Raw genomic sequence first — 24,413 nt, forward strand, 5'->3', positions numbered from 1 at the left:
ATTATATATCCAGCTCGTACTCTTCTCCTGCGGTCATTGCTCGGATAAACGGCAATTTTAGCAAGAGAGCTTTCATCGACTCAACATCTAAACGTTCTGTATTATGAGAGTTATAATCTTCAACTTCAGTAATACGCTTATCACCCTGCTCGACATATTTTCCATAGTTAAGGTCTCTCAGATCTGGTGGAACACGGAAATATGCCCCCATGTCTTCAGCTGCAACCATCTCTTCACGACTAAGCAGTGCTTCGTATAATTTTTCTCCATGACGAGTACCTATTATATTGATCTTGTGGTCTGGAACATTGAGCAGTTGCTTTAATGCAATACAGAGAGTTTCAATTGTTGCAGCCGGTGCTTTCTGAACGAAGATATCACCATTGTCTCCGTGCTCAAAAGCATAAAGAACCAGATCCACTGCATCGTCAAGAGTCATCATAAAACGAGTCATGTTAGGATCGGTAATAGTCAGAGGCTGAGCTGTTTTAATTAGATCGGCAAACAAGGGAATTACGGAGCCACGTGATGCCATCACATTTCCGTATCGAGTAGCGCAAATGACAGTTTTATCTTTATTCACATTTCTTGATTTGGCTACAATAACTTTCTCCATCATTGCTTTTGATATCCCCATTGCGTTAATAGGGTAAACAGCTTTATCTGTGCTTAAACAAACAATACGTTTAACTTCATTAGTAACTGCTGCCTCTAGTACATTTTCAGTTCCAAGAACGTTAGTTTTCACTGCTTCCATTGGGTGGAATTCGCATGATGGAACTTGTTTTAGTGCAGCTGCATGATAGATAAAGTCGACGCCACGCGAGGCATTTAATATACTGGAATAATCACGAACATCACCAATATAAAATTTCAGCTTTGGATTATTATATTTTTTCCGCATGTCATCTTGTTTTTTTTCGTCACGGCTGAATATGCGAATTTCTCCGATATTAGTATCGAGAAAACGACGCAATACTGCATTCCCGAAAGAACCAGTGCCACCAGTGATGAGGAGAGTCCTGTTTTTAAACATTTAATACCTTCCAAAAAAGTTGCAAATAATAGTTGAAAATCGGGCGTGAAATATTAATAAAAATAGCTTAATTGAATACATCCCATACAAATAGTTAATCTTGTATGATAGGGAATATTTATGTCTCTAAGATCATTTTTTTAGCGTAGTCTACGGTTAAATAATTTTCATAGTATATTCTTCCTGCCTTACCTAACTCAGTACGTAATTTCCTATCAGATACTAATATATCTAATTTAGATAACAATGATTCGGTGTCTCCAGCTAAAACAGAAAGCCCTGCTTTTATTTCATTTTCCAAAATAGAACCAAAGTCTGTTACAGCATCAAGAGATGCCAGGATTGGTAATGATGCTTTGAAATAATCTAGACTCTTTGAAGGGAAGCTAGGCACTGTTAATTTTCTAGATAAAGAAATAAAACCGATATCGCATGCTCTTACAACGTTTTCATATTCATCTCTTGGTACATAATTTATAAACATGACGTTATCTAATTGCTCATCCGCGACAATTTTCTCGAGCTTAGTTTTTTCAGTACCATTACCAATTAGCAAGAATAAAATTTTCTTGTCAAGGTTAAGAGATTCCCGTGCTAGATCAATATAGTTTGTTAACTCTTGAACTACAGACATCGCTCCACCATAAACAACAATAGTTGCATCTTGTGGTAGATTATATTTTTTTCTTGTCATGCTAACGTCAATCGGCAATAGGTACTTTGTTTTAGCCCACAAAGGCAAAACCTGTATTTTATCTTTATCGACGGTAGGAAAGTTTTTTAATAAGAAATTAATATTACCTTTAGTCATACATCCAATCTTACTAAAGGAACGATACATTTTTTCTTCTAAATAATGAAATATTTTAAATACTAATTTATTTCTAATTAATGATAGATCTTTTAAGTAAAATGGAAAGAAATCCCAACACACTAAGTATGTTTTAGAGTTAAATTTATTTTTGAAAAAATTTGATAATCCAAGAATGGTAACACACGGTGTATTTGTAATAAGAAGATCGCACTCTTTTATATTTTTATGCACATGCCACTTTGCCACCTGTGGAAATAAAAACATTTTTAATGCTGTAAAAAACATATTTTTATTATACATTATTTTGGGTAATTTAACTCTAACAACATTGATACCATCAATTTTTTTCACTCTCGTTTCAGGCTCATTAGGTAGCCAGGAGAATACAACCACACTCACTATATGCCCGTCATCACGCAAGGAATATGCAAGCTCATTAGTCAGCCACGCGTCTTTTTTATTATCAGAATATTTCGTAGTTAATAAAGTGATTTTTTTCATAACAACCCTATTTCTTTGACCACAGTTCGTGCAATTGATTTAATAATTCAGTTGTTCTTATCTTTCCCGTAGAGCTATCTTCATCATAAAAAAATAAATCTTGATAAGGAGTATAAACTAATGATAGAGGGTCTATTAGGAATCGATAAAACGGCATATAAAAAATAATAGCGAGAAAAATAGATATTATTACATGATTATTTCTTTTGAAAATTTCATAGGCATGAAAACAAATACCTATTGAAAAAATTGAAAAGAAATACTGAAACCTAGTGGATACTGTAGGAAATGCATATAATGCCACTGGTATAATAATACCCATAAATGCGAGCTTATATATTCTTCTGTCGAATTTTATTTCATTATCATTTTTACGGTCATCGACATAACAAGTACGATAGATAATAGAAAAAAATAAGGTCATCGCAAGTGAATAACACAACCGGTAAACTAGAGATGCATTATAGACATCACGCTCAAGATAAATGGAGTACTTATCGCCCACCATGGGAAGAATTATACTCCCTATCCAACCAATCATATCTATAGATAATAAATATGCTATTATCGAAATAGAAAATACAGTCAAGTAGACTGAGCGCCTTGATGTAAATTTGAATAATAAAAAAACCAACAATAAAATAGATAAAGTCGAATAGTGAAATGATACAGCTAAGAAAAACGCCATGTAAGATAGTTTCTTTTTATGAGAGAAGTAGAGACTCATCCCCCAAAAAAACAAACTAACCGCCATACCTTGTCTCATTAGTGAAAAAACTGGAATAAGGTAAAAGTCAGGTAATGCATACATAGTAGCTAATATAAGTAAACTATGCTTAGGAAAGAAAAACTTAATCGATTTTGTGATCAAGAAAACTTGAATAAAAGTGATAAAAAAACTGAATACAGGAAATGAGATACCTAGATAATTAAAAACTCTTACGATATACTCATATCCAAATTCAAAGCTTAAGCTAAAAACAGAACCACTAGACAATGAATTATAATGTTCTTCATATACAGGCCAGTCGTAACCTGTCTGAAACCGAATTGAAGCAAATAATATTATAATTAAAGACTGTACTCTGTACAATGCATTGCTGCTAAAGCCTTTGCAGTAGGATAATAGGGCTAACAGCCATACAGTGAAATAAATGATATTATATACTGTCATTACTTATAGCCATTTTATTAAAAACGAAATAATACCATAGTATAATAAGTATTAGTGAACTAAAAGACTGTAATGGATAACCGATAGCCATTAACTCAAAGCCAACCAATTTCAAACCATATGTGCAAAATAAAAAATATAGAATAGATGATGCAATTTCATAAACCAAATAAATTTTAACATACTGTTTCGATATCATTACATAGAGGAAAACCCATGTAATTATTTTCAATGCATCACCAAAAGAATATAGAAAAATAATTTTCTCAGCATCTTTGAATTCAGCCCCATAAATAATACTAATAATAAAAGGCGATAATAAATACACACCTGCAATGAGCCCGAAACCTAAGAACATAGCAATATAAAAAAATAACTTTATGTCTTCCTTTAAGGCGTTACCTTTTTTTATTGTGTATCTTGGAATAAGTATGGATGAAAAAAGTACACTTACGATCCCCATATAGACTTCTGATAGTTTGGTTGCAGAGAACCAGATTCCTGCTGAAGCCATTGATACGTTTATACTGATTAAGTTTCTTATATATATTTGAGTACCGTACACCACAACAGCAGAAATTATAGCCATAAATGAATACTGCAAAAGAGATGCAATTAGTTTGTTGTTTTTCAACGTTGAGAAAGAGAAAACAAACATGTGCCTAATTTTCTTAACCCAAATAGCTGAGAAAAAAAATGCTCCTAATGGAGATAGGACAATAGATAGCATCGCTCCAGTTTGATACAAAAAATAACAAAGAATGATGGTCAATAAAGATAATGCAAATGAATTTGTTATAGAAAAAACAAAGTAACCTTTAAAATCTTGCTCTCCATTAAGTATAGATACTACTAAATTAGTTCCTCCGATAAACAATGCTCCTAATGGAGTCATCATATAGATGGTGATCCATTCTTTGCTAATGATATTACCTTCAGCAAAGTTCACTCCTAATGCAAAAAATATAAAAATAATAATGGAGTATATAAATAATAATAAAAGTGCCGTGGATATTATCTCTTTCCTAGGATGCTCTTTTTCAGCTATAAATTTTACAACGCCGCTTGAGGTTACAGATGAAGTTGTTGCTCCTGCAATTTGTGCAAATGACTGTATTTGTCCATACATCATCATACCTGCAGGTCCCATGTAGTATGCGACAAATTTAAGAGATAAAATCGAGAGTGTAATTTTAATTAGTGATTGTGCAACAACACTGGACATTGATTTAAACATGTTTTTTCCGAATTGCTTCTTTCAGTATAATTAAGATAATACGGATAAATATTCTTATGTTTAGCCTTTACTTAAATATACCATTCAAAACCATTTACAATATTAATCTTGATACCCACGTTAATCTAACTTACCGATATATTGTAAGCTTATTAGGCACCGTAGAAGAAAATCAACAGTAACTATGGTCGGATACTTAAAGGTCAGAAAAAAGTACGAGGCCGTACCAGGCTGAATATTTTATAACATCTCGTTCTGAAAGATATCATTAGCGTGGTATTTTAGGAATACCAGACTATCGACAATTTAAGTGTTTCCAGCTTTTCAAAAACAAGTATGAATATCCAGGTTTTCATCAAAAAACCACCAATTAGTAGGCAGAGCAGATGACAATAATGCTGAGTTGGTAAAGTATTACGTGCCTGAGAACATTGTCTGTTTCGTACAACGCGTATCTAAATTTGTTTGAAAAATTGTATATACAAAGATAATTTAAAAATTCTGTTAAACAGCTACTTTAATCATAAAAATAATTTTCAATTATGTGTTGCTGAATGACGCCATCAAAATTAGCGATAGTTTCATTTTCTGGAACAGAGCATTGAAATCTCTTAGAAATACTTGGCTAGGACTTTACATTTTAAACTTTGATAAAATACTTTAAAAATTGATATTTAACACTATTGAAGAACATACTCCATTAACTTGGGGTACTATTGTACATCTTCTTTTTTTTCTGAATTATGCCAATAGTAAACTGTATCAACGTCAGTACAATACCAAAAAATAAACCTAAAAATGCACCAACTATTAATATTACACTTCGCTTAGGTGCATCACGTTGAACAGGTAACAACGGTGCTAACTCGTAAGAGTAAAATTGTACATCAGCTTTTTTTTGTTGTAATAGTGCTAATTGCTTTAACTCGTTATCAATTTGGAAATAGCGAGCGGGATAGATTGGCTCAGACTGTATTTTTAGTTGTAATTCTGCGCTAAGTATTTTTTCTCCCAGCATAAAGTTGTGTTTACTATCTAAATCAGCACCTTGTTTTTTTGAAATAAGGCCTGAGCTTATAGGATCGCGAATGCCACTTTTTTGCGCTAGGGACAGATCATTTTTTAATGTTTTTATTTCTGAGTCACGTTTGGTACGAACGTCAAAAATAATATCCTGATGTTCTTTGTGCAGTGCATTAATTCTAGCTTGGATGTTATTCAAAAATTCGGAATCAAGTACTGAAAATGTTTTTTTATTTGTTTCTCTGATGAAATCGTCCAGCATCTGTTTCGCTTCGATAGCGCTGTCAGCCTGCATGGAAATAATCAGTTTTTTATCGTCTATTTTGACGTTTAAGTTTTTTTCTGCCATATTGAAAAGCAAAGCTTGTTTCGCTTCTGAACTCTTCAAGTTTGCAATACTTTTCTGGTAATAATCACTTTTTTGCAAAAAGCTTAGCTTCTCATCAGTCATTTGCGAAAAAGTAATAAACGCATCAAACAACTTTTCACTTAACTGTGCAGGGTCGACGGGCTGCTTCAGCACCAGCCCATACTCACGGCGTAGTTCTAGATAATCGCCTAACTGAGCAATTCGTGGAGGTAATAATACTGTGTTGGCAGTCCATTTTTCTTTAGCAGTAAAAGCAAATACGCCGGCGAAGAGCGTAAAGATTATTATTGTTGCTGCAATCAACCAACGCTTAGACCATAATAATTGCAACAATGCAAAGAGATCTATTTCATTATGATTATTTTTCAGCGAGGCAGAAAGAGAAAAGCGATCTGCTTGAGTATCTGCCCTGTAGTGGGCAGATGAAGGGGGAGAAAACTGCTCACGCATAACACATCCTATTACTTTATAAAATCAGAGGATCCAGGTTTAGTCAAAAAAGCTCTATTCGTAGTTCTTCGAGATGTAGAGGTTTTGATTTCCCCCATTCTCCTGAATTGTTTACTTGAGTAAATTCATCAGAATTCTCTCGCTTACTACCTGCCTACAACCTTAAGTAGCTAAAATGTAAGCACTATCATTATCTCAAAGTACATAGCCTATTATTTAGGCACGCTACCGCCCTTGGCGTTAAGCAACCAAAGTAGCTAAAATCAGGTTTGTACAGCGTCAGTCACATTACCACGCTGATTGTAAGTACATACCCACATGTGGGTGCAACTAAAAAAGAACAGCATGCTAACATTCACCAACTTTTTTTTCAGCAAAAAATACTGGTACGAATTGGTGAAAAAACAGGCTATTTAAGCTTATCTATTGCCCATAGCTATGGATAACGTCCCCCTATTGTATTACATCCTGCTCAAACCGTGGCTATGCTTGGCTTAGGTTTGTGACCTTATCCCCGGTGATGTGTATATGTTATTGAACTGGAAGCTCTCTTTTATGATAGGAAGGTAGCTCAGTATGATGGTAGGATTTATCTTGTTTCTTCGGTAATGCCTCCAATTAGTAAAACATGTATTTTTCGATAAAGGCACCGATAACCTTTTCATAACATTCTACAGAGCTTGAAAGCAGAGGGTTTTACGGGCCAGTCTTTTGATTCTGGTTCTCAGCGTCAGGTTGTTACACTCAATGCGCTGAGTAAAGATTTTACCGGTCAGTGTCTGTCGTTCGGTACCTCCCGGCTGTAGCTACACCAGTTATCGCTGGTGATCATACCGGTGTTGAATGGCGTGAACAGTGCAAGTAGATTACTTATGGTCAACCCCGGCCTCGCTTTTTGCAATAGCAGAAAGATTGACTAATCGTTTTATGTTGCCCTTTACTGAAAATACACCAATACATAGCGCAACGTTGAGCAATGCTTCTGCTGCGTCAACATTATCGTATACGCCCAAAGCATGACGAATTGCCACCGTGCCGCTGGCAGCAATAATGCAGAACGCTAATATCGCCGTACCATAGTCGTGCTCATTTTTACCGCGACGGAAGGTGAGTAGCCTTAGCGCAATTAAGCCACAGGCGATCCCATTAGTAACCAGCAACAGCGTGTTAAGGTTCATTGTTGTCACCTCCTTTTTTTAGCAGATTGGGGTCTGCCGCTCGCTTGGTTAACGCCATTAATAAACGAACACTGACAGCTGAACTAACAGTAGCACCAATAAGTTTGGTTACGGCCAGATCGCCCGGCAACGTAGTTGATAGCGCATTGGCAAAAAAATCACTCGATAGAACCCCAATAACGAACGACACCATAAACAGCACGGTTCGGGTAAAAAAAGGGTAATCTTTCGCGCTAATGACGAAAATCACCGAGCCAATAAACGCGCCAATAACCACGTCGGCTGCCTCTGGACCAGACAATAGCCCGGCGATAGTCGCGCCAGTAACAATAGCCGTAGCCATTGCTGCACTTGAAACAGGTTCTGACATAGACTCTCCTCAGAAACAAAAAAGCCCCGCATCGCGGGGCTGAGTACAACAGACAAACATCACTCGACACAGTTCTCTTCTCTCTTCGACAGACTCGTCGTCAGGAGCGACTGCGGGCTGACTATATCTCATCAATTCCTAATACTGACCGTTTTTATACACCACAGTGGCAACATATTCGCCGAGGTATAATTCGAGTTGATACATGCCCCCAGCTCCTTTGTGACACTGGCGAAATATGTATAAAAAGGTCTGAGGGATATTTTTTCAGGAAATGGTAACGATATTAGTGCAGGGGACCCGAGAAAATCTGAATTTATTTATCCTTATGATGTTATTATATGCGATTCTAAATTACGTATACTCCCAAATAATCACAATACCATCACCACCCCGCCCACCACTGATAGCTGGTACATTATACGCGGCCACATGGCCGCCACCGCCAGCACCGATCTCTCCAGAAGAACCGGCAACATCATCCGCACCACCACCACCAAAACGGCTAGAGGCTCCAAGGGCAGCAGCACCAAAGTACACTGAACCAACGTAATGAATGAAACTCCCCCCCCCAGGTGAACCAGATAGGCTTACAATATTACCACCTCTAGGCGGCGCTGTTTTTTGGGATCCCCCGCGCGATGCAGGAGGCACAACAGCATTCAATCCCCCACCTCCCGTTCCGCCCGGACAAATGACTAGATTTCCAAAACTTGAGTTCTCTCCTGTACTACCAGAGGAAGCTGCTACTCCTCCAGCACCGCCAACTCCAACAGTGACAGCGACACCTGCATAACCATTTATGTAATGCCCCATTGCATACGCACCTGAACCACCAGCCCCAGAAGCTGAAACTGATGTCGGACCTGTAGCGGGAGTACCACCTCCACCACCACCGGCACCTTGGACTTCAACAATAACCGACTTCGTGCCAGGTGTTGGAATATAAGTACCTGATGAAGTAAACGTTTGGACATTAAGAAGGCGGCCAGGCATTTTATTCAGTAACGCTGCCGACAAATTATTTTGAAGCGCCGCTAAATCACCATTATCCAGCACATCCTTCCCACTGTTATCTGCGATAAACTGCGCCACCGCATTGCTAATGACGCTAGCTTGCCGCAAAGCGGTATTCATTTCTTTCGATTTAGCAATACCGGTAGTAAAACCCGCACTTCTAGCGTTGAGTGATGACCACTCTGTCGGGTTTAATACATTGGCATCGCTATTAAGACCAAAAGGTAAAAATTCATTTTTAGCCATGAGTGATATCCTTTATTTATTCTTTTGCGTAGGCATTTCAGGCCAATTAATATTAGGAGCAGCATCCATCTCGATGCGATTTAATTGAACACGATAACGTCGCCAATTATTGAGCAATACCGTTTCCTCCTCTGCAGCCATACCTAAATCTACCGCATCGGTCAAAGGGGTAATCGCTGCATTCGCCAATACGAGCAATTCTGCACGTTGTTGAGTTGCAGTAGCAATATCGGCATCATGTTGCGCTATTTCATCAGTAACCCATTCTTTACCGTCCCATTTATCATAGGGCGTATTGGGTACCAATTCAGTGCTGTTTACTGGTAACGCACCCAATTCGCTAATCGTTACGGATTGCCCAGTCTCAGTGCTATAAAGCGTTTTACCACGATGGTCTTCAACAACATCCCATACATCGCCGACACGGCGAGCAATATATCCTGTGCTTGTTTTTGGTGGTGCTTCAATACAGGAATTAGCAGGTAACCCAACCCCCTCGGATAAATACTCTTCACAAGAGTCAAGATACTCTCCTGTTTTGCCATCGTAATTAAATACGGTGAGCACGCCTGATGTAGTGGCAATATTATTTTTATCTAAAATAGCCATATTCATTATGCAGCCCTCACGATATAGTTAAATGCGATATTACGAGGGCGGGGATACCCTGTGTAGCGAATAAGATTTCTCGCTATAATCTCACCTGTAAATGGTGCTAATCGCCCCCAAGGTACCCCATTGCTCACGATTTCTGCAGCTAATTGTTCCCATCCATCGCTAATAAGATGGTCGCACCACCATTGATTTATAGCTCCAGCATTATTACCACCTATAAGGTCACCAAAGATTTTCGAACCCTGCTGAGAACTCAACAATACCCGACTACTATCCACTCCTCTACCATCATCCCAACCGCGAATAAATTCGCCGCGTAAATCAGGTAATATCCCGCTCGGATAAGCTAACGCCAGATTGGGGTAAAGTGATTTATTAAATGCCGCACCGTTACATTTTAACCAGCCGGTAGGGGCGGTAGCGGTTGGCCAAGGCAGTGGAATACCGGTTGGGGTTAACAGGCCTTTTAGCGCAGAGAGTAACGCCGTGGTGTCACCGTTATCCAATACATCCTTGCCGCTGCTGTCGGCAATAAACTGTGCCACTACACTGCTGATTACGCTGGACTGCCGCCAAGCGGTATTCAGTTCTTGCGATTTTGCTGCGCCGGAGGCAAAGCCCTGGCTGCGCGTAGGCAGTACCGACCACTCAGCCGGGGTGAGGACGTTAGCCCCCGCCCCAATGCCGAAGGGAAAAAACTCATTTTTAGCCATTGATGATCTCCTTTAGGTCCAGGCCCCACATGCCTTTGTCAAAGCCGGATAGATATTGATTGTCAGCATCAAAACCGAATAATGGCCCTGGTTCCGATACCATGGTGTAATCTGCAATACGCACGCCGCCGGGTTTAACATCCAGATAGCCAAAGGCAATGATGGACTGCACCACAGCAGGTAATGGGGAACCGGTCAGATAGACGCTCATCGACATATCAAGATTATCGACGGCGAAGATCTGGGTTTTATCATCGGGGAAAACGCCCTGATAGATGTTACTGAGGGTCGCCATCGTGCCATCCCAGTTGTTCGCCAGGATTTTGGCGCGCAGAATGGTGCGGTAGGCATCATCATCCAAAGAGGTAAATCCCATGTCATCGAATTCACCTTGCCAGCTCCCTTGGTCGTAACCAAGCCCAGCGGTATCAAAGGAAAAATAGATGCCGTTGATGGTGCTTCTGACCACGCGTCCGATACCGATCCACAATCCCAACGCATCAAGCTGGCTGTCTACAGCGCGGTCAAGATCAAACTTATTGATAAACTCGCCCAGCGTTGACTGGATAGCCACAAACGGTGCACTGCTCAAACCGATAGTATTGATATATCGCGGTTTATCTGCATGATAGGCGGTGATAAGTTTTTGATAAGTATTCATATCGTCACCACTGTGACATTCTCTGCTCCACAAGTGACCGCCTGATTGAACATGACGTTGATATTGGCTGCTGCCAACTCGCTGTCGGATGTACCCATTTGCAAGTCGGTAAGGTCATAGGCGCGTCCTTCGCCATTAAGATTGGCAGGAACAAACAGACGGTGTAGCAAGACCGGATCACCGATCGCCACTCCGTTAATGTAATCAGCAATGGCAGATTTAATCGCCTCGGCAATGTTGGTGGTATAACCCGCCAAAGGCTTCAATGTGACACGGACATAAATAGGAACACTGGTTTTGCGAAAGAAAGAGACCGCGCGCGTGATACCGTACTGGTCGGTCACTGGGACAACGGTGGTGCCATAGGTCCCGGTTCCCGGGGTTTTTTTGTTGGCGATGGTTTTAGCTATCTGCCGGTCGTCACCTCCATCTACCACAATCGCGATCGAATGGCTGGGGATACCATTTTTGTCGGTAGCGCTGGTATCGTTTTCATAGCCTCGGTAGCGTTCTACATTGGGCAGAGTGGCAATAGCACCGATAATTCCCTCGAGTACCGTACGTGATGGCAGAGAGACCGAACGCGATTGACGGATGCGCAGTTCAGCATCCGATTCCACCGGTTGCCCCGGCGATGCCGCTTGCGGGTTGGTGACAGCTTGCCAGCCGCGGGTAGGTGAACCAATAATGTTAAGCTCGCCCGGTAATGCAATCACTGCACCGATAACCTGGCAGGTGGCCGTTACGCTCACCTCTCCTGATGGGCCGATTACTACACTGCTCGGCAAGCTCCAACTGATGCCATTGGTATCACGTACCACACCGTTGGTGATCTGCGTCCCCACTTGCCCAGTGAGCACCACATCCGCCGTGGATTGGCTAGCGGCGTTTTTAGTAATGCCATTGATTTTGACATTATTTTCCAATGCCCGGCCCTGTGCCGTTGCAGGGCTGAACGAGTTAAATACCGCTATCGCCATATTATTGGCATCATGAATGGCCAGCGCGATCACGGCGATCCACTGCCCATCTTTACTGTCAGGTTCCAGGTAGGCATCTTCGCCATAAATCTGGCGAAAAAAAGCCGTCAGCGTGCTAAGGATGGTCTGATAATCGGGCGCACTGATCCCGTGGGCATCGACGCTGGCCGATAGCCCTAATGTATCGAGATTGAGCATTATGCCTCGCTATTGATGGTGGTTGTGCCAAATAAGGTATTGATGGTGGAAGTAAAGGTCACACGCCGGGTCTGCGGATTGGCTTGCACCTGAAACTCGGTGATTTCACTCACGCCTTGGGTATCCAGAATTCGTTCACGAACAGCCATCTGATAAACCAGCGATTTATGTTTTCCCAGAATATCGGTTTTATACGGCGTGCCTGCGGTGGTATCCAAAAACCACTCCCCTTGCCACAAAGCAAAACGGGTTTTCACCGCCTGAGCCACTGCATCTGGGGTGTTGACCATAAAGGTGTTATCTCCAGCGCCAAAAATATAGTCGCCGGAACTATCTTCTCTGCGATAGCGCATTATTGTGCTCCTCCGGTGGTGCCACCGCCGGTCTGTACACCACCATGTTTGTGATTTTTCAGACTAATGCCGGCCGCTGTAACGTCATTTTTCACGGTCATCGGTCCGTTGATGCTGGCACTGCCGCCTGCGCTCCCCATGCCTTGTGACAGGTTGCCATTAATGGTGACATTGCCATTGAGCGTGATAGTGGGAGAGGTGATCTCTGTGCCGCCATTGGCATTCGCCGTCAGTTTTCCCGAGGTGATAACATTCACCGCATGGCTGCTGGGGTTCAGTTCGATCGTTGCAGCGCCGTCGTCACTACGCAGTTGCGCCGATGAGACACTGATATTGCTGATTTTATGGGTTTGCGACTGTGGCCCAAAAATGGCAAGGGCATCTGCTAAGTGGTGCATCCGCCCATCCACGGCATCCTGTACATCACCGCTCTGCCACCAGAAATCAATACAGCGATCGGCAAACACCACCAGACACTCATCGCCTTTTTTCACCGGAAACGTCAGGCTGACGCCGCCACCGCGTGGAAAGATCACGGGAACATCCACCAGCAGCGGTAATTCAACCTGAGTCACTGTGCCGTCTGGATTTTCAACCTTGCCACGAATGGCGGGTCGAACTTCACAGGTCACGGCGTCGACGTTAAAGGATTCGATGATGCCCGGCATTGCCACGCGGAGTTCTGAATAGATAGAACCCCGTAAGATGTCGAGAATGTCTTCCGCCGAACTGGCTCGTTCTTTGTTAGTAATCATGACTCGCCACCTTATTTAATGCGATAGCATCCGACTGACCTTTTGCGATACAGACCAGATCCATGTACCACTCGTTGCCACGAGTATCGCCACGGTAAGAAATATTAATCACCCTATAATCACCATCTTTGGATAGCGTTGAAGACGCTGCCTTGGCTTGCTGGTTCGCCTCTTTGGCAGAGTCGGCATTTATATTCCCCGTTGATGACGTCGTCTTATAGGCGCTGCTATTATCGAGGCGAATTAAACTATTAATCACAATATTGGGGTTAATCAGGCATTGTAAATTAACGCCCCCATCAATCGTTTGTTGGGGCATACCAATTAACCCAGTCTGATTATTAAGGACGATAATGTCGGTACTATGGGTATTTTCAGGCCGCATCTGGATGGTATTGTTAACAAATTGCCAAGTAGAATGGGTTTGAGAGGCCAAACGATCCATTTCATCCCGATGCATACCATAGATTGGTTTACCGCGAGGCATTTTGATATCACCCAGTTCAGGAATAAGCCCTGCGGTAATACCGAAGTTTCTTACCGCTTTTAATAAGGCCTGAAAGACATCCGTTTTGCTGTATCCTGCTGCCAAGGTGGTATTCACTGTGGCGTAGCAAAAGGCTTTATCATTCTCCGACGCTTGAATAGTGACAAAGGTATCCGTGGCATTATCTCTACCGTCGATAGAAAAAATTATCTCTCCACTGAATATCAAGCTGGCGTTATCCTGATATCCTGCCAACAGCTGTATTTGTGCAAACTCTCCACGGGTGAGTTTATTTGCTACATCAGAGGAGAGATTGAAAATTTTAAATTCAGCTTTTTTCGGATATTTGGTGTCTTGCCAGGTGATTGAGAAGGTAAATTTAAGCGCCGATAGATCCAGTCCATTCCCCTCCTCATCCACCACCACCAGGGAACATTTTCTTCTCCAGTTTTCACTCATATTTCACCTAAAAATAAAGTGGCTCCGTTTAAGTCAAGTGGCAATAAAATACAGATGCCCAGCACGACCAAGATTATCTTTAGTGGGCGTAGCATAAATATCCACATCAGAGGCAACCACCAATGCACCATTAAGCCCTAAGTGCCGATAGGGCTGTAAAAGATTGGTGCCCGTCACCAAGGGTATGCCGTTGACAATAGCAGTGCCAGTACTGCTGGCAATATCTAAAATCCAGCCAGCATTATCACGCCAGAGTAGTGTCATTCGATATTCAACACTCCCCAAGGTGATCCTAAAACGCTGGTTCTCCGCGGTCAGTGCGATCTCTATCATGGTTCGAATACTCCTTTAAGCGTAGATACCCCGGTTTTTATCGTGCCAGCAACGGTATCGATAAAGGATCTCAACATATTATTTGGATTCACAGTCAGCGGATTTTTTACCCCAGTGTTAGTCGTCCCTGCGGTATTCTGCCCTTGAGCCATATTTTCCATCGGTGTGGCGGTAATGGTTTGCGTATTAGTAATATTGATTTGCTGCATAGTGATGGTAATCATCAATACATTTTCGGTAGCTTCATCCGTTGTCACATCCAATGAACGGATCAACATATTTTTATATTTTCGCTTACCGGTGGTCACGCTAAAATATTCAAATGAGTTTTGCAGATCCAATAGCTGTTGATAGATCTCTTTCGGGCTGGTACCAATAGAAATTTCATGCCCTGCAATTTCGTACTCCGATGTATCCAAAAAATCTACCAGTGAACCTGCTCCGGCAAAGCCCAGTTCCATCACCAAATCAGCGGGGCGGTTATAGGCGTGATCGTTAATCGCCGCACCGAACCCTACAGGATGCTCGGTAATGACCGTGCTATCGCTATGTTTTTCACTGATAACAATGCTGGGGACAATCGCACCAATACGCCGTTTTTGCTGATTAAACAGCACTGATAACAGATCCATTATGATGTCCTCGGTGTGAGTTTGCGCACCGTGTCTCTATTCGCTTTATCCTGAGCATTGGCGACTATTTTGCCTAGCTCTTGGTGGTCCTTACACGCGGAATTTAACGTAATAGAGGTGTTCTGGTTAATCACCGTTGAGGCTGCATTTCCTGCAGAACAGCAGCAACAGCAACCCTTTGCAGAGCGGAAATCCTCTGGCTGGCGCGAGGCCAACTCTTTACTCATCAGCGCTAAATTAGGCGCATATTGTTTAAGTTTTGATTGCGCCCAGTTCACTGCTGCAACAGCACGTCTTGCGACCGATTCTGCCAAGACCTTCTGCGGGTCTGGTTTTGCGACTTTCGCTACGCTGGAGTTGCTTTTGGCCGCCCTAGCCGCAGCAGGCGCTTTCGAAGAAGTCGGTTTTTGCTGAGTGGCAGCGGTATTTTTTTGGAGATTTTTATCTAAAAATTCTGTTTTTACACGCCTGTATTCAGGAGATTTATTCCAATAAACCGCATTAGGGCCAAACTCTACGCTGGCCGGTCCTCTCTGTTCTCCCGTTACTTTGTCAGGACCTCTTGTACTATAGAAATGTCCTATTTTTGTATTCGGATCTATAGGCGTTTCAACTATACCTACATGCTGGCCAGGCCATACTGCAAAATCTCCAGGTCTAACATTTTCAGGGTCTACTTTTTCGTAATATTTGGATTTTGCTAAAGCAGTACTATTTTCATAAGGAACATCATATCCAAGATTTTTCCCCACTGCGTGCGTTAAATGTGAGCAGTCGTAATAAATCTTACCATTGATAATCTGGCCATTAGCTCCATATTTATACCCTGTATCCTTATATTTATCTTTGACTTCCTGAGTCAATGGCAAAGGTTGACCAATACCACGTTGTTCTTTAACTTCATTTTGAAGCTTTAACAACAGGGGTTCTTCTATATTGTTTTTATCATTATTAAAAGATGATGAGTGATTTTCACCTTGATATCCTTCAAGATTAGGTGCAAGAATAGTTACAGCTTGCTCACCTAATTTAGCATAAGAACTTACACTAGTATTATTACCATCTTCATCATCAATACCTAAAGCATAGTATTTTACTGCACCTAGCGGTTTCATGTGTGAAGACATCGCAAACCCAGCTATTTTAGCTGCTGAGCTATTTTTATTTAAGGCAGGAGAGAATTCTTTATCAACAACTCTCCCATTTTTTGTTTTTTTATAAGTTTTATCAACCCTCATTCCCATTTTAATATTAGAATTTGTGTTATCAATAAACGCTTTATATTGAACACCTACATCTGACAAATAAGCATTCATCCCCCCAGGCAATATCCAGTTACTGTCATCTCTGAGAAATTGCTCATGAGGTGATGGCACTCCGTTTTTTTTGGTGTACAATCCTTTTCCTTCCGGATATTTTTCTAGCAAGCGTTTAACGTTAGCCTTTTTAATTAAACCAACATTAGCAAGAGCTTCTGCACCAAACTGGAATAACCCTAAATATCCACTTTGGTTGACAATGCGTTTATTGTTAGTACTTTCACGAGCACTAACAACTATCGCTAGAGCACGTGTTTGATCTGCATTTAACCCATCAATCGTTTGATTTTCTTTAATACTTCCAAAAATTTTACTGCTTGACTTAATTAAGTTAGGCCCATCTCTTTGGATATTTATTCCTTTGCTCATGATTACCTCTGTAAAATTAAGAGGGTTTAGCAATCCCCTAATGGTTTAATCAACTCCGCTGGCGCCATTTCTCTATCCTTTCAGCGTTATCAAACTGCAAGTCGAGAAATTCATTCATTAATGCCACATCGGCCAGGCTGATTGAGCGGTCGCGCAGTGCAGTATACGGAATAAGACCTGCCTCGACCGGGCGCAGCAGGTACTCTTCCCCCCCCGGCAGGGTATCCAGCGTTAAACCGCTGGAAGGTCGGCTATCTCGCTGGCGAGGGGTACGGGAAAAAAATCGCCAAGGGAATCTCTGATAACATTGCCGACCAGTTCCAGCATGCTCAGCATGTCGATATCATCAAACATCATCACCCCATCCTGGAAAACCGCGCTCCAGATTTTGCCATTCTTGCGCGATACCATAGAGAGACAAGGGTGAATAATGGCGTTGCAATCGGCATCGCTCATTGCAGCCACGGCTTCCGATACTTGCGGCAACAAGGCCGCAAGCGTAATTTCACCACTTTGCAGCTCCTCGAAAACCCCCGCCACCACGGGGAGTAATTTACGAGAAACACGAAACTGGTCGAAAACATCGAGCTTCCGCACCCGATATTCTTGCCCTTTTAACTCAAACTCCATAATTAGAACTCTCCCAGCATCTGGTCGATCTTGCCGCAGTCAAACACCCAAGTGACATTGCCGCCTTCTTTGGCATTAATATGGTCAGGGCGCTTTTGAAACGCGCAGTTGCGCGCCACAATAGTATCTCCAGAAGCGGTATTACGGATGGTGATGATGTTGTTACCCCACAGCGTTGAGGACATGCCCTGTGCGCCATAAACCGAAGAGAGCTTTTTGTTCACCGGTGAGGTTTTCAGCAGCGTGACGGTAATGGTGCCTGATTTGGCAGCGTGCAAACTGTGCATCACTTCCCCGTCGGCACCCAGCACCATGCTGTTTTGCGGGCCGCTCATAGAAACCACGATCCCTTCGTCGGCATTAGAAGAGCCATAGCCTAAATCAATAACCCCAGTAGGGCCTGCCAAGGTCGCGCTAACGTCTGCAAATGAATAAGTAGCCATAGTTTTTTCCTTAAATTAACGATTTACGTTGATAATGACATCGGCGTAATGAACAGCGCCCGCCAGTTTGATTGCACACTGGATCACCGGTGCACGGCGTTTTTCACGCTCTGCTTGAGACTGTTCGGCAATAGGAGAGGCGTAGGTGTAATAGCCTTTGGTCAACGTCTCGCCCGGTTGTAAAATACCCAGCGGCCCCCCATTCCATACCCCTGGAGCAATCAGCCCGTTATCTACCCCTTTTGCCAGTGACTGTTCGACATTGGTCAACAGCCGTGTCACACCACCATCGGTTTGCGGAATTTTGCTGGTAGAGGTAAACAGCAGGTTATAGAGGTTGTTCTGCACATAGTTCTGCAGCCAGTCCAGACCATGACGTTCGTCGATAAAGTCGCCGTTACACATCACGCCTTCCTGGATGATCGCCGTATCGTTGTTGTAATTGACAAAGACGTTGGCGTTTTTGCTTTGCAGCGTATTGGCCTCGGTTTGCGTCAGTGTTTCTGCCGTAATGCCCGGTTGCTGTTTGAATTTCAGGGTAATGGTGGTGTTGTTACCACTGAAGTTGACGGTGAAAGCACGACCAAATAGTGAAGCCACCGCATACGGGTTAGCGCTTGAGTACTGCACCAATGTGCGTGAATAGTTCGCCTCTTTCAGGATGCTGGCAATATCCGTGCTGCTGCCTGCCGTGAAGATATTGCTGTTTTGCGTGGTGTGGCCATAGATGCGCGCGACACCGTCAGATTCAATCAGCGCGGCTACCTTGGTGACATCCGCATCACTCAGTGAGGTATCAGCAATCATCAGGCCATACCAGGCTGTGGATTGGTTGGCCAGTGCAGCGACGCACTGATCTATCGTTTCTGCCGCTTTGCGCGGAACAATCAATGCCCCAACGCTCTGAACCAGCCCCATCAACACTGACAGATCGGTACCGGTACTCACCGAACCATAGGTAACCGCAGAGGTCTCATCGGTGGTTTTTGAGCTAACAATAAAGCGGTTACCGTCCCATACCACATCGGCGGAATCGATAGCGTTAGCCACTTTGGCTGCGATACTGTTCAAACTGGTTTCGTTGGAAAAATCCAGGGGGCCGATGGTTTTCACGGTGCCATCAATGGTGATTTTCATTGCAGCATCTTCCACCGCAAAACGGCTTAGCTCTTGTTGTGCGGGTGTCAGAACGCCACTACGCAAAGCGGCTGGAGCATCGGTTTTCACCCAGCGCCCAATCATCAGATCCACCGGGCGCGGAGATTGCTGATAGTAAAGGTTGGCAGCCTGATATTCCGGTGAGTTAAGACCAAAATCAGCCAGCACACCGCTGATATCGCTATAGGCACGCAGGCGTTCGTTGGCATCAATCACTGGCGAACTGCCAACAATCAGCAGAGAACCAAAGTTACGGGCCTGTGCGGCGCGAACCGCCATGTTTACGGACACGTTGATAATATTAGAAACAGGTAATCCCTGTGACATAAGCTTACTCTCCAATAAAGTGTGTTGGTGCTTCGAGGATCGAGTGGATCGCATACTCTCTGACCACTTTGCGCTGGAGCGTCAAGTGTTGATCGTAACGTCTAACCCACTGATTATTCTTTAGTTCATGGGCTGAAACGATGGCTCCCGACGCAGAAAATGCGAGGCCAGCCTGATTCAGTTCTTCCCGGTTTTGCGCAATGGCGACACCATCACGGAACTGGGTAGCAAGCCGCTGTCCATGAGGGCCGTAAAAACTCACCATGATTTCAATCAGCTCATTGCGCCATAGCTGCACGCTGTCGTCCGTCTGATGGGTGAATGCCGGATTATCGTTAGCCTGAAATTTCAGTATTCCTAGTGAACACCAATCCTCCGAGGCCGACGGCTGGTGAGGCTGTTCGGCAGTCCATTGCAATAAAACGTGCTTCGGCGGCAGTCCAGAGACACCCCGTACCCAACGGGAAAGGATGCGCTCCAGTTCGATGTCATCCTGTTGCGATGACGAAATAGGTCTCAGATAAGTGTTTTCGGTGTTGTTGCTAAGTCTGTTGTTTTCGAGGTTGTTCAGGTTATTACTGTCAGCGTTGTTGCTCATCCGCACCCCCGCCGTCAAACGGCATCAGTTCACAATGGGCCAGTACGAATCCAGCACCATAGGCAAGGTAGGGATCGACAAAGGTTACTCTGTAGTCACGCCCCTGATAGGTGACAATATCGGCGTCGCGTCCACTCTGCCCTTGCGTCAATCTCTCCAACGTAATGATCTGTATCGACCCACTGATGGTCTGGCTTGGCGGCATACGCTGGGTCATCAATGAATGATCCACCATAACCACACCGGTAAAAGGCATGGATTGTTGGGCAACGCGGGTGACACCATCGTCGTCTGTCATCAACCAGTTGCGCGTAACTTCCAGCGTCGAGTCGGCAAAATCGGCATCCAGCAGAATATCGGTCACATCAAGTAGTGGCATGTTCCCCCCTGCGGGCCTTTTTCCTCGGCGATGTACGCTCGCTCTTTTTCATCGCGTTAGCGTTCATAATTGCTGTCCCCCAGCGCCAAACAACAGCAGAAAATCGTAAAACTCGGCCCCATAACGGGTATGATTCCACCTGTTCGCCTGAGGATTGAGGGTGGCGCAGTTGTCATAACGGATGCTGACTTTATCCACCGATTTGGCTGCCAGTACGCCACTGTTATCGCCGCTGCTTCCCCCCAGTGCGCTGGCCCGCATATCGTCAGCAAACAGAGTCAGATGATGAGCAACGAATAGCTCAACCACGTAGGCATAGAGCTGGCCATAGCGCGCTTCATCCAGTAGCCGATCGGCCAATGCCAAGTGGCGAGCAATCTGGGCCGTGGGATAACGGGTCACGTCAGTAAATTGTGGAAAATCAGTACGGAACTGCGTCTCAGTAGGCAGCGTCAGGTTGTAAGGTTGCGATGGCATAATGAGTGCCCCCTTTTAATTGCTTCTGCGTGATCCCATCCAGTTTGCGGTGCTGCGTGAGTCCCTGATGGCCCTCCAACAGCATCTTGAGTCCGACATTGCTGACCGGCTATTTTTGGACGTACTAGCGGCGTACCAAAACACAATAGGAATCCGTCGGCTAATCGATAACGGGTGTTATCGAGCCGGGCATTAAAAAAATATTTCATGGTGATCTATCCTAGGGAAACGGCCTTCTCAACCTTGACGCAGACGTGTTAAATCATCTTGACGAATGGTAGAGCCGATGCCCGTGACACGTGATGAATCGCGCAACTGTTCAGCGCCTGCATAGGTTTTCATCATGCCGCTGCTAACAGCGTTACCGATCGCCTCAACGGTCTGTACCGCCACTTGGCTGCGTTCGAGTTCTGACATCTGCCATAACGGGTTGAAGTTAAATGCAAAATCCTCTGGTAATGCTTTATCCAGCACAGAACGATGTAGAATCGACATCAGGGTATAGATCGGGCGGCGTAGCTGCCGCGCCTGCTGAGCAGCGATGCCATCGTAATAATTCGCCAAATCCACATCCCCTGTGGTAAAACCCGCCGGAGATTGGCCAAACAGCCTGACCAGTGGGATGTTCAGCGCCCCTGAGAGCTGTTGTGCAAACTGTGCCAGTACCTCGGGTAAACCATTGAGATGATAAGAGTGGGTTTCAAACTTATCGTTGGCATCCATCAGCGTTAGGCCATCAATCGATTGCCCTTGCTGAATGGCGGCCATCTGCGTCAGCAAGACGTCTTTCGCTGGCCCGCCCATCGCTAAAATTTTGCGCAGGTCAGTCATGCTGTAGGTACGCAAATGGGCTTTGTTCATCAACTGCACGGCAGCGGTTGTGGCGCTGTCAAATGCCAGTATCCGATCGTAAATGCGTTCTATCACGCTGATACCCCAACCGTTTTCATCCTGTTCTGGCTGACTGGGCAGCGTAATACCCTCAAAACGGATCACCCGGCTGTAGTGTATTTTCCACGGAGGAATACCGGTTGAGGTATCAGTGACCTGATAAAAAAGCGGTTGTCCAAAATCAGGCCCCAGCGTACTTTCTCTCTCGTTCAGTGAAGGAGATACCATCCAGCGATGCATCGGGAAAATGCCGCGGAAAGTCCCCGCCTTCACGTTCTCTACCCGTAAGGGTGTTGACATGTCGTCATCATCAAGCAGGACCACTCCTAGCGCTCCGCCGTACAATCTCCCTAGTTTGATGACGTTGTTCAAACTATCCCACAGGGCTAAACGTTCCCAGGCGCTCTGCAAATGCTGCTTAGCATCGGGCTCCAAAGTGGAGGTGATCGTTATCCCATTGCGGGTCATATCCTCTGCTACGGTATCCACCGCCGCGCCAACCAACCATGATGATCGATAAGCATTGTCAATTAATGACCGCTGACTACTGATCCTGTCAGGAAGAGGATTTTCACTGCCGGAAAATGGCGGTACACGAATTCCAGGCAGCAACATGATATCGCCGTTACCCAGTTGGGCCGACGAGGTCTGACTATTGAGTGACGTATCTATTACCATTCGCTCGCCTTACATGATTGAATAATATTTAACAAAACCTGTCTGTCTGGTTGACCTGTCTGGTTGAAAAAAAACCAAATTAACAGTCGTAGCGTACATAGACATGCCCTGGATCTGTTTTCAAAGACACAAACAAAAAAGCCCTTCACACAAGGAGAAGGGCTTCAGGTGGCTGAGTTCAAGATACAACTCTTTGACCTTATAGTTGTCACTATACCAGTTAATCAGATTAGATCAACACCTTTTTGGTGTTATTTTTTATTTTTTGTTGTGGGTAAAAAAATACCGCCTTACGGCGGTATCCCAGGAATGCATGTTAAAAGGGTCTTTAACGGGCGGTGGCTGTCTCGGTATAAGAGAAGATCTGCCCGGCGATAAAAGCCTCAGCAACACGCAGTAGATTAGCAACATAACTCTGCGCTTTACCGATCTCTTTTGCCAAACGGTTCTGGCTGACGCGGTAGACATAATGAGCAACTATCAATTTATATGCCAGCAAATCAAAGCATTTAAGCCCCGCCACGGCGGCATCGATCAACATACCTTCTTTGTCGTCGATACGTCTCAGGTTGGAGCTATTCATCGGTAGGGCTTCTTGAAAAGTGATATTTACCGTTGAATATTCGGTTCCCAAATTACAACGTGCCCAGTTTCCCCACGTCTCAAGACTTATCTTTATATTGTTCATTTTTGCTCCACGAAAAGGCTCTGTATCGTTGTTACATACTATATACTTATAGTTGTTAAATCAACATAAGAAAGTTGTATACCCTCTCACAGGTTGTTATTGCACTTTTTTTATTTATAATCAGGGGAACAGGAGATGAATTATGAAAACTTTAGGTGAACGCCTGGCTAAACGGCGTGAAGAGCTGGGCTTGAGCCAGAAAACCTTGGCAGAAAAAGTAGGGGTGAGCCAGCAGTCGATCAATAAAATTGAAACTGGGCAAACCCGCTCGCCACGCAATTTGGAGAAACTGGCAGCGGCACTTTCAGTAACATCACAATGGTTGTTGTTTGGTGACACAAATTCTGCACCAACGCCACCTAAGCATGATGAAATCAAAGAGAGTCGCTTACGTGTCGAGGAGTGGGAGTCGATGGAACAGGATCAGAAAGAGTTCATCGATATCGCGGTGCTAGACATTGAGGCATCGGCAGGCAGCGGGGCAATGCCTGAAGAGGAAAGGGAAATCTATCGTTTGCCGTTTCGGCGCCATACCCTACGCCGATTGGGGGTTAATGCCCGTGATGCACGAGTGGTAAGGGTGATTGGCAACAGCATGGCGCCACTGTTACGCAGCGGAGATGTGGTCGGTATCGATACTGCGAATAACTTTCCGATTAACGACGGTGATTATTACGCGATTCGTGATGGGGATTTAATCCGCGTCAAGCAGCTGGTTGCCAAGCCTGATGGCGGGGTTATCATTAAAAGTTTTAATAGCACCGAATATCCAGATGAGTCTTTGAATCGTCAGGAGTTTGAACAGCGTATTCATATTATTGGCCGGGTTTTCTGGTCTTCTACTCTCTGGTAAA

28 protein-coding genes and 1 pseudogene are annotated in these 24,413 nt (G+C 43.9%); 1 reads left to right on the forward strand and 28 read right to left on the reverse strand.

All coding sequences use genetic code 11. From position 1 onward, the window contains the following. Nucleotide 1 precedes the first annotated feature (1 nt). From OK023_RS13760 to OK023_RS13895, 28 genes and pseudogenes are all read right to left on the reverse strand, one after another. Nucleotides 2-1,036, reverse strand: coding sequence for a polysaccharide biosynthesis protein (locus OK023_RS13760; protein WP_317693273.1), 1,035 nt, complete (start codon nucleotides 1,034-1,036; stop codon nucleotides 2-4). Between the two features lie 118 nt (nucleotides 1,037-1,154). Beyond that, the gene (locus OK023_RS13765) at nucleotides 1,155-2,351 is read right to left on the reverse strand and encodes a glycosyltransferase family 4 protein (protein ID WP_317693274.1); all 1,197 of its coding nucleotides are present in this window, start codon (nucleotides 2,349-2,351) and stop codon (nucleotides 1,155-1,157) included. A 7-nt stretch (nucleotides 2,352-2,358) separates the two neighbouring features. Continuing rightward, nucleotides 2,359-3,525, reverse strand: coding sequence for an EpsG family protein (locus tag OK023_RS13770; RefSeq protein ID WP_317693275.1), 1,167 nt, complete (start codon nucleotides 3,523-3,525; stop codon nucleotides 2,359-2,361). Then, nucleotides 3,512-4,762, reverse strand: a complete 1,251-nt coding sequence (locus OK023_RS13775) for an oligosaccharide flippase family protein (RefSeq protein ID WP_317693276.1) — start codon at nucleotides 4,760-4,762, stop codon at nucleotides 3,512-3,514. Before OK023_RS13775 ends, OK023_RS13770 begins: the two co-directional genes overlap by 14 nt. Before the next feature lie 700 nt (nucleotides 4,763-5,462). Then, nucleotides 5,463-6,605 carry an LPS O-antigen chain length determinant protein WzzB gene (locus OK023_RS13780; protein ID WP_317693277.1) on the reverse strand — a complete coding sequence of 381 codons (1,143 nt, stop codon included), beginning with the start codon at nucleotides 6,603-6,605 and terminating at the stop codon, nucleotides 5,463-5,465. Nucleotides 6,606-7,223: 618 nt separating this feature from the next. Next, nucleotides 7,224-7,476: pseudogene (locus OK023_RS13785) on the reverse strand (IS1 family transposase); the annotation flags it as partial. Then, on the reverse strand, nucleotides 7,472-7,783 hold the full coding sequence (locus OK023_RS13790) for a phage holin family protein (protein ID WP_317693278.1): 312 nt from the start codon (nucleotides 7,781-7,783) through the stop codon (nucleotides 7,472-7,474). The gene OK023_RS13790 and the pseudogene OK023_RS13785, both read right to left, overlap by 5 nt. Beyond that, nucleotides 7,773-8,153: a phage holin family protein gene (locus OK023_RS13795; RefSeq protein WP_317693279.1), complete on the reverse strand. Its 381-nt coding sequence runs from the start codon at nucleotides 8,151-8,153 to the stop codon at nucleotides 7,773-7,775. Before OK023_RS13795 ends, OK023_RS13790 begins: the two co-directional genes overlap by 11 nt. A 354-nt stretch (nucleotides 8,154-8,507) precedes the next feature. Further along, nucleotides 8,508-9,416, reverse strand: a complete 909-nt coding sequence (locus OK023_RS13800) for a hypothetical protein (RefSeq protein WP_317693280.1) — start codon at nucleotides 9,414-9,416, stop codon at nucleotides 8,508-8,510. A gap of 12 nt (nucleotides 9,417-9,428) precedes the next feature. Beyond that, complete coding sequence (locus OK023_RS13805) at nucleotides 9,429-10,031, reverse strand: tail fiber assembly protein (RefSeq protein WP_317693281.1); 603 nt, start codon at nucleotides 10,029-10,031, stop codon at nucleotides 9,429-9,431. Beyond that, nucleotides 10,031-10,744, reverse strand: coding sequence for a phage tail protein (locus OK023_RS13810; RefSeq protein WP_317693282.1), 714 nt, complete (start codon nucleotides 10,742-10,744; stop codon nucleotides 10,031-10,033). Before OK023_RS13810 ends, OK023_RS13805 begins: the two co-directional genes overlap by 1 nt. Next, on the reverse strand, nucleotides 10,737-11,405 hold the full coding sequence (locus OK023_RS13815; RefSeq protein WP_317693283.1) for a DUF2612 domain-containing protein: 669 nt from the start codon (nucleotides 11,403-11,405) through the stop codon (nucleotides 10,737-10,739). Before OK023_RS13815 ends, OK023_RS13810 begins: the two co-directional genes overlap by 8 nt. Then, a complete protein-coding gene (locus OK023_RS13820; RefSeq protein WP_317697723.1) occupies nucleotides 11,402-12,586 on the reverse strand; it encodes a baseplate J/gp47 family protein in 1,185 nt (394 codons plus the stop codon). The genes OK023_RS13815 and OK023_RS13820 overlap by 4 nt, the downstream gene beginning before the upstream one ends. Beyond that, the gene (locus tag OK023_RS13825) at nucleotides 12,583-12,936 is read right to left on the reverse strand and encodes a hypothetical protein (RefSeq protein WP_317693284.1); all 354 of its coding nucleotides are present in this window, start codon (nucleotides 12,934-12,936) and stop codon (nucleotides 12,583-12,585) included. Before OK023_RS13825 ends, OK023_RS13820 begins: the two co-directional genes overlap by 4 nt. After that, entirely contained in the window at nucleotides 12,936-13,691 is a 756-nt protein-coding gene (locus OK023_RS13830; protein WP_317693285.1) for a Gp138 family membrane-puncturing spike protein, read from the reverse strand. Before OK023_RS13830 ends, OK023_RS13825 begins: the two co-directional genes overlap by 1 nt. Beyond that, nucleotides 13,681-14,637, reverse strand: coding sequence for a phage protein (locus OK023_RS13835; RefSeq protein WP_317693286.1), 957 nt, complete (start codon nucleotides 14,635-14,637; stop codon nucleotides 13,681-13,683). The genes OK023_RS13830 and OK023_RS13835 overlap by 11 nt, the downstream gene beginning before the upstream one ends. A gap of 33 nt (nucleotides 14,638-14,670) precedes the next feature. Next, entirely contained in the window at nucleotides 14,671-14,970 is a 300-nt protein-coding gene (locus OK023_RS13840) for a phage baseplate plug protein (protein ID WP_317693287.1), read from the reverse strand. Beyond that, nucleotides 14,967-15,602: a phage baseplate protein gene (locus OK023_RS13845; RefSeq protein WP_317693288.1), complete on the reverse strand. Its 636-nt coding sequence runs from the start codon at nucleotides 15,600-15,602 to the stop codon at nucleotides 14,967-14,969. The genes OK023_RS13840 and OK023_RS13845 overlap by 4 nt, the downstream gene beginning before the upstream one ends. Further along, nucleotides 15,602-17,290, reverse strand: a complete 1,689-nt coding sequence (locus OK023_RS13850; RefSeq protein ID WP_317693289.1) for a hypothetical protein — start codon at nucleotides 17,288-17,290, stop codon at nucleotides 15,602-15,604. Before OK023_RS13850 ends, OK023_RS13845 begins: the two co-directional genes overlap by 1 nt. A gap of 49 nt (nucleotides 17,291-17,339) precedes the next feature. Further along, a complete protein-coding gene (locus tag OK023_RS13855; protein WP_411569423.1) occupies nucleotides 17,340-17,519 on the reverse strand; it encodes a DUF6889 family protein in 180 nt (59 codons plus the stop codon). A 2-nt stretch (nucleotides 17,520-17,521) separates the two neighbouring features. Continuing rightward, complete coding sequence (locus OK023_RS13860) at nucleotides 17,522-17,920, reverse strand: phage tail assembly chaperone (protein WP_317693290.1); 399 nt, start codon at nucleotides 17,918-17,920, stop codon at nucleotides 17,522-17,524. A gap of 2 nt (nucleotides 17,921-17,922) precedes the next feature. Continuing rightward, entirely contained in the window at nucleotides 17,923-18,363 is a 441-nt protein-coding gene (locus OK023_RS13865) for a DUF3277 family protein (protein WP_317693291.1), read from the reverse strand. A gap of 15 nt (nucleotides 18,364-18,378) precedes the next feature. Next, nucleotides 18,379-19,848 carry a DUF3383 domain-containing protein gene (locus OK023_RS13870; protein ID WP_317693292.1) on the reverse strand — a complete coding sequence of 490 codons (1,470 nt, stop codon included), beginning with the start codon at nucleotides 19,846-19,848 and terminating at the stop codon, nucleotides 18,379-18,381. A 4-nt stretch (nucleotides 19,849-19,852) separates the two neighbouring features. Beyond that, on the reverse strand, nucleotides 19,853-20,446 hold the full coding sequence (locus tag OK023_RS13875) for a hypothetical protein (protein ID WP_317693293.1): 594 nt from the start codon (nucleotides 20,444-20,446) through the stop codon (nucleotides 19,853-19,855). After that, the gene (locus OK023_RS13880; protein ID WP_317693294.1) at nucleotides 20,430-20,825 is read right to left on the reverse strand and encodes a head-tail adaptor; all 396 of its coding nucleotides are present in this window, start codon (nucleotides 20,823-20,825) and stop codon (nucleotides 20,430-20,432) included. The genes OK023_RS13875 and OK023_RS13880 overlap by 17 nt, the downstream gene beginning before the upstream one ends. A 63-nt stretch (nucleotides 20,826-20,888) precedes the next feature. Continuing rightward, nucleotides 20,889-21,302 (reverse strand): DUF4054 domain-containing protein, encoded by a 414-nt coding sequence (locus OK023_RS13885; RefSeq protein ID WP_317693295.1) that lies wholly within the window; start codon nucleotides 21,300-21,302, stop codon nucleotides 20,889-20,891. A 237-nt stretch (nucleotides 21,303-21,539) separates the two neighbouring features. Then, entirely contained in the window at nucleotides 21,540-22,871 is a 1,332-nt protein-coding gene (locus OK023_RS13890; protein ID WP_317693296.1) for a DUF1073 domain-containing protein, read from the reverse strand. Between the two features lie 328 nt (nucleotides 22,872-23,199). After that, complete coding sequence (locus OK023_RS13895; protein WP_317693297.1) at nucleotides 23,200-23,559, reverse strand: antiterminator Q family protein; 360 nt, start codon at nucleotides 23,557-23,559, stop codon at nucleotides 23,200-23,202. A gap of 142 nt (nucleotides 23,560-23,701) precedes the next feature. Here OK023_RS13895 and OK023_RS13900 point away from each other — a divergent pair, with 142 nt between their 5' ends. Beyond that, a complete protein-coding gene (locus OK023_RS13900) occupies nucleotides 23,702-24,412 on the forward strand; it encodes a helix-turn-helix transcriptional regulator (protein ID WP_317693298.1) in 711 nt (236 codons plus the stop codon). The last annotated feature ends 1 nt before the right edge of the window (nucleotide 24,413 follow it).

The sequence above is a fragment of the Serratia sp. UGAL515B_01 genome (genome assembly GCF_033095805.1).
Classification (GTDB): domain Bacteria; phylum Pseudomonadota; class Gammaproteobacteria; order Enterobacterales; family Enterobacteriaceae; genus Chania.

Excerpts from the sequence above, each read along its gene's own strand:
- OK023_RS13850 (WP_317693289.1), bottom strand. The coding sequence starts at position 17,290 with ATGAGCAAAGGAATAAATATCCAAAGAGATGGGCCTAACTTAATTAAG.
- OK023_RS13830 (WP_317693285.1), bottom strand. The coding sequence starts at position 13,691 with ATGATTACTAACAAAGAACGAGCCAGTTCGGCGGAAGACATTCTCGAC.
- OK023_RS13900 (WP_317693298.1), top strand. The coding sequence starts at position 23,702 with ATGAAAACTTTAGGTGAACGCCTGGCTAAACGGCGTGAAGAGCTGGGC.
- OK023_RS13890 (WP_317693296.1), bottom strand. The coding sequence starts at position 22,871 with ATGGTAATAGATACGTCACTCAATAGTCAGACCTCGTCGGCCCAACTG.
- OK023_RS13780 (WP_317693277.1), bottom strand. The coding sequence starts at position 6,605 with ATGCGTGAGCAGTTTTCTCCCCCTTCATCTGCCCACTACAGGGCAGAT.
- OK023_RS13870 (WP_317693292.1), bottom strand. The coding sequence starts at position 19,848 with ATGTCACAGGGATTACCTGTTTCTAATATTATCAACGTGTCCGTAAAC.
- OK023_RS13795 (WP_317693279.1), bottom strand. The coding sequence starts at position 8,153 with ATGTCAGAACCTGTTTCAAGTGCAGCAATGGCTACGGCTATTGTTACT.
- OK023_RS13805 (WP_317693281.1), bottom strand. The coding sequence starts at position 10,031 with ATGAATATGGCTATTTTAGATAAAAATAATATTGCCACTACATCAGGC.
- OK023_RS13800 (WP_317693280.1), bottom strand. The coding sequence starts at position 9,416 with ATGGCTAAAAATGAATTTTTACCTTTTGGTCTTAATAGCGATGCCAAT.
- OK023_RS13815 (WP_317693283.1), bottom strand. The coding sequence starts at position 11,405 with ATGAATACTTATCAAAAACTTATCACCGCCTATCATGCAGATAAACCG.
- OK023_RS13845 (WP_317693288.1), bottom strand. The coding sequence starts at position 15,602 with ATGGATCTGTTATCAGTGCTGTTTAATCAGCAAAAACGGCGTATTGGT.
- OK023_RS13880 (WP_317693294.1), bottom strand. The coding sequence starts at position 20,825 with ATGCCACTACTTGATGTGACCGATATTCTGCTGGATGCCGATTTTGCC.
- OK023_RS13885 (WP_317693295.1), bottom strand. The coding sequence starts at position 21,302 with ATGCCATCGCAACCTTACAACCTGACGCTGCCTACTGAGACGCAGTTC.
- OK023_RS13790 (WP_317693278.1), bottom strand. The coding sequence starts at position 7,783 with ATGAACCTTAACACGCTGTTGCTGGTTACTAATGGGATCGCCTGTGGC.
- OK023_RS13875 (WP_317693293.1), bottom strand. The coding sequence starts at position 20,446 with ATGAGCAACAACGCTGACAGTAATAACCTGAACAACCTCGAAAACAAC.
- OK023_RS13860 (WP_317693290.1), bottom strand. The coding sequence starts at position 17,920 with ATGGAGTTTGAGTTAAAAGGGCAAGAATATCGGGTGCGGAAGCTCGAT.
- OK023_RS13865 (WP_317693291.1), bottom strand. The coding sequence starts at position 18,363 with ATGGCTACTTATTCATTTGCAGACGTTAGCGCGACCTTGGCAGGCCCT.
- OK023_RS13835 (WP_317693286.1), bottom strand. The coding sequence starts at position 14,637 with ATGAGTGAAAACTGGAGAAGAAAATGTTCCCTGGTGGTGGTGGATGAG.
- OK023_RS13775 (WP_317693276.1), bottom strand. The coding sequence starts at position 4,762 with ATGTTTAAATCAATGTCCAGTGTTGTTGCACAATCACTAATTAAAATT.
- OK023_RS13825 (WP_317693284.1), bottom strand. The coding sequence starts at position 12,936 with ATGCGCTATCGCAGAGAAGATAGTTCCGGCGACTATATTTTTGGCGCT.
- OK023_RS13840 (WP_317693287.1), bottom strand. The coding sequence starts at position 14,970 with ATGATAGAGATCGCACTGACCGCGGAGAACCAGCGTTTTAGGATCACC.
- OK023_RS13760 (WP_317693273.1), bottom strand. The coding sequence starts at position 1,036 with ATGTTTAAAAACAGGACTCTCCTCATCACTGGTGGCACTGGTTCTTTC.
- OK023_RS13765 (WP_317693274.1), bottom strand. The coding sequence starts at position 2,351 with ATGAAAAAAATCACTTTATTAACTACGAAATATTCTGATAATAAAAAA.
- OK023_RS13770 (WP_317693275.1), bottom strand. The coding sequence starts at position 3,525 with ATGACAGTATATAATATCATTTATTTCACTGTATGGCTGTTAGCCCTA.
- OK023_RS13810 (WP_317693282.1), bottom strand. The coding sequence starts at position 10,744 with ATGGCTAAAAATGAGTTTTTTCCCTTCGGCATTGGGGCGGGGGCTAAC.
- OK023_RS13895 (WP_317693297.1), bottom strand. The coding sequence starts at position 23,559 with ATGAACAATATAAAGATAAGTCTTGAGACGTGGGGAAACTGGGCACGT.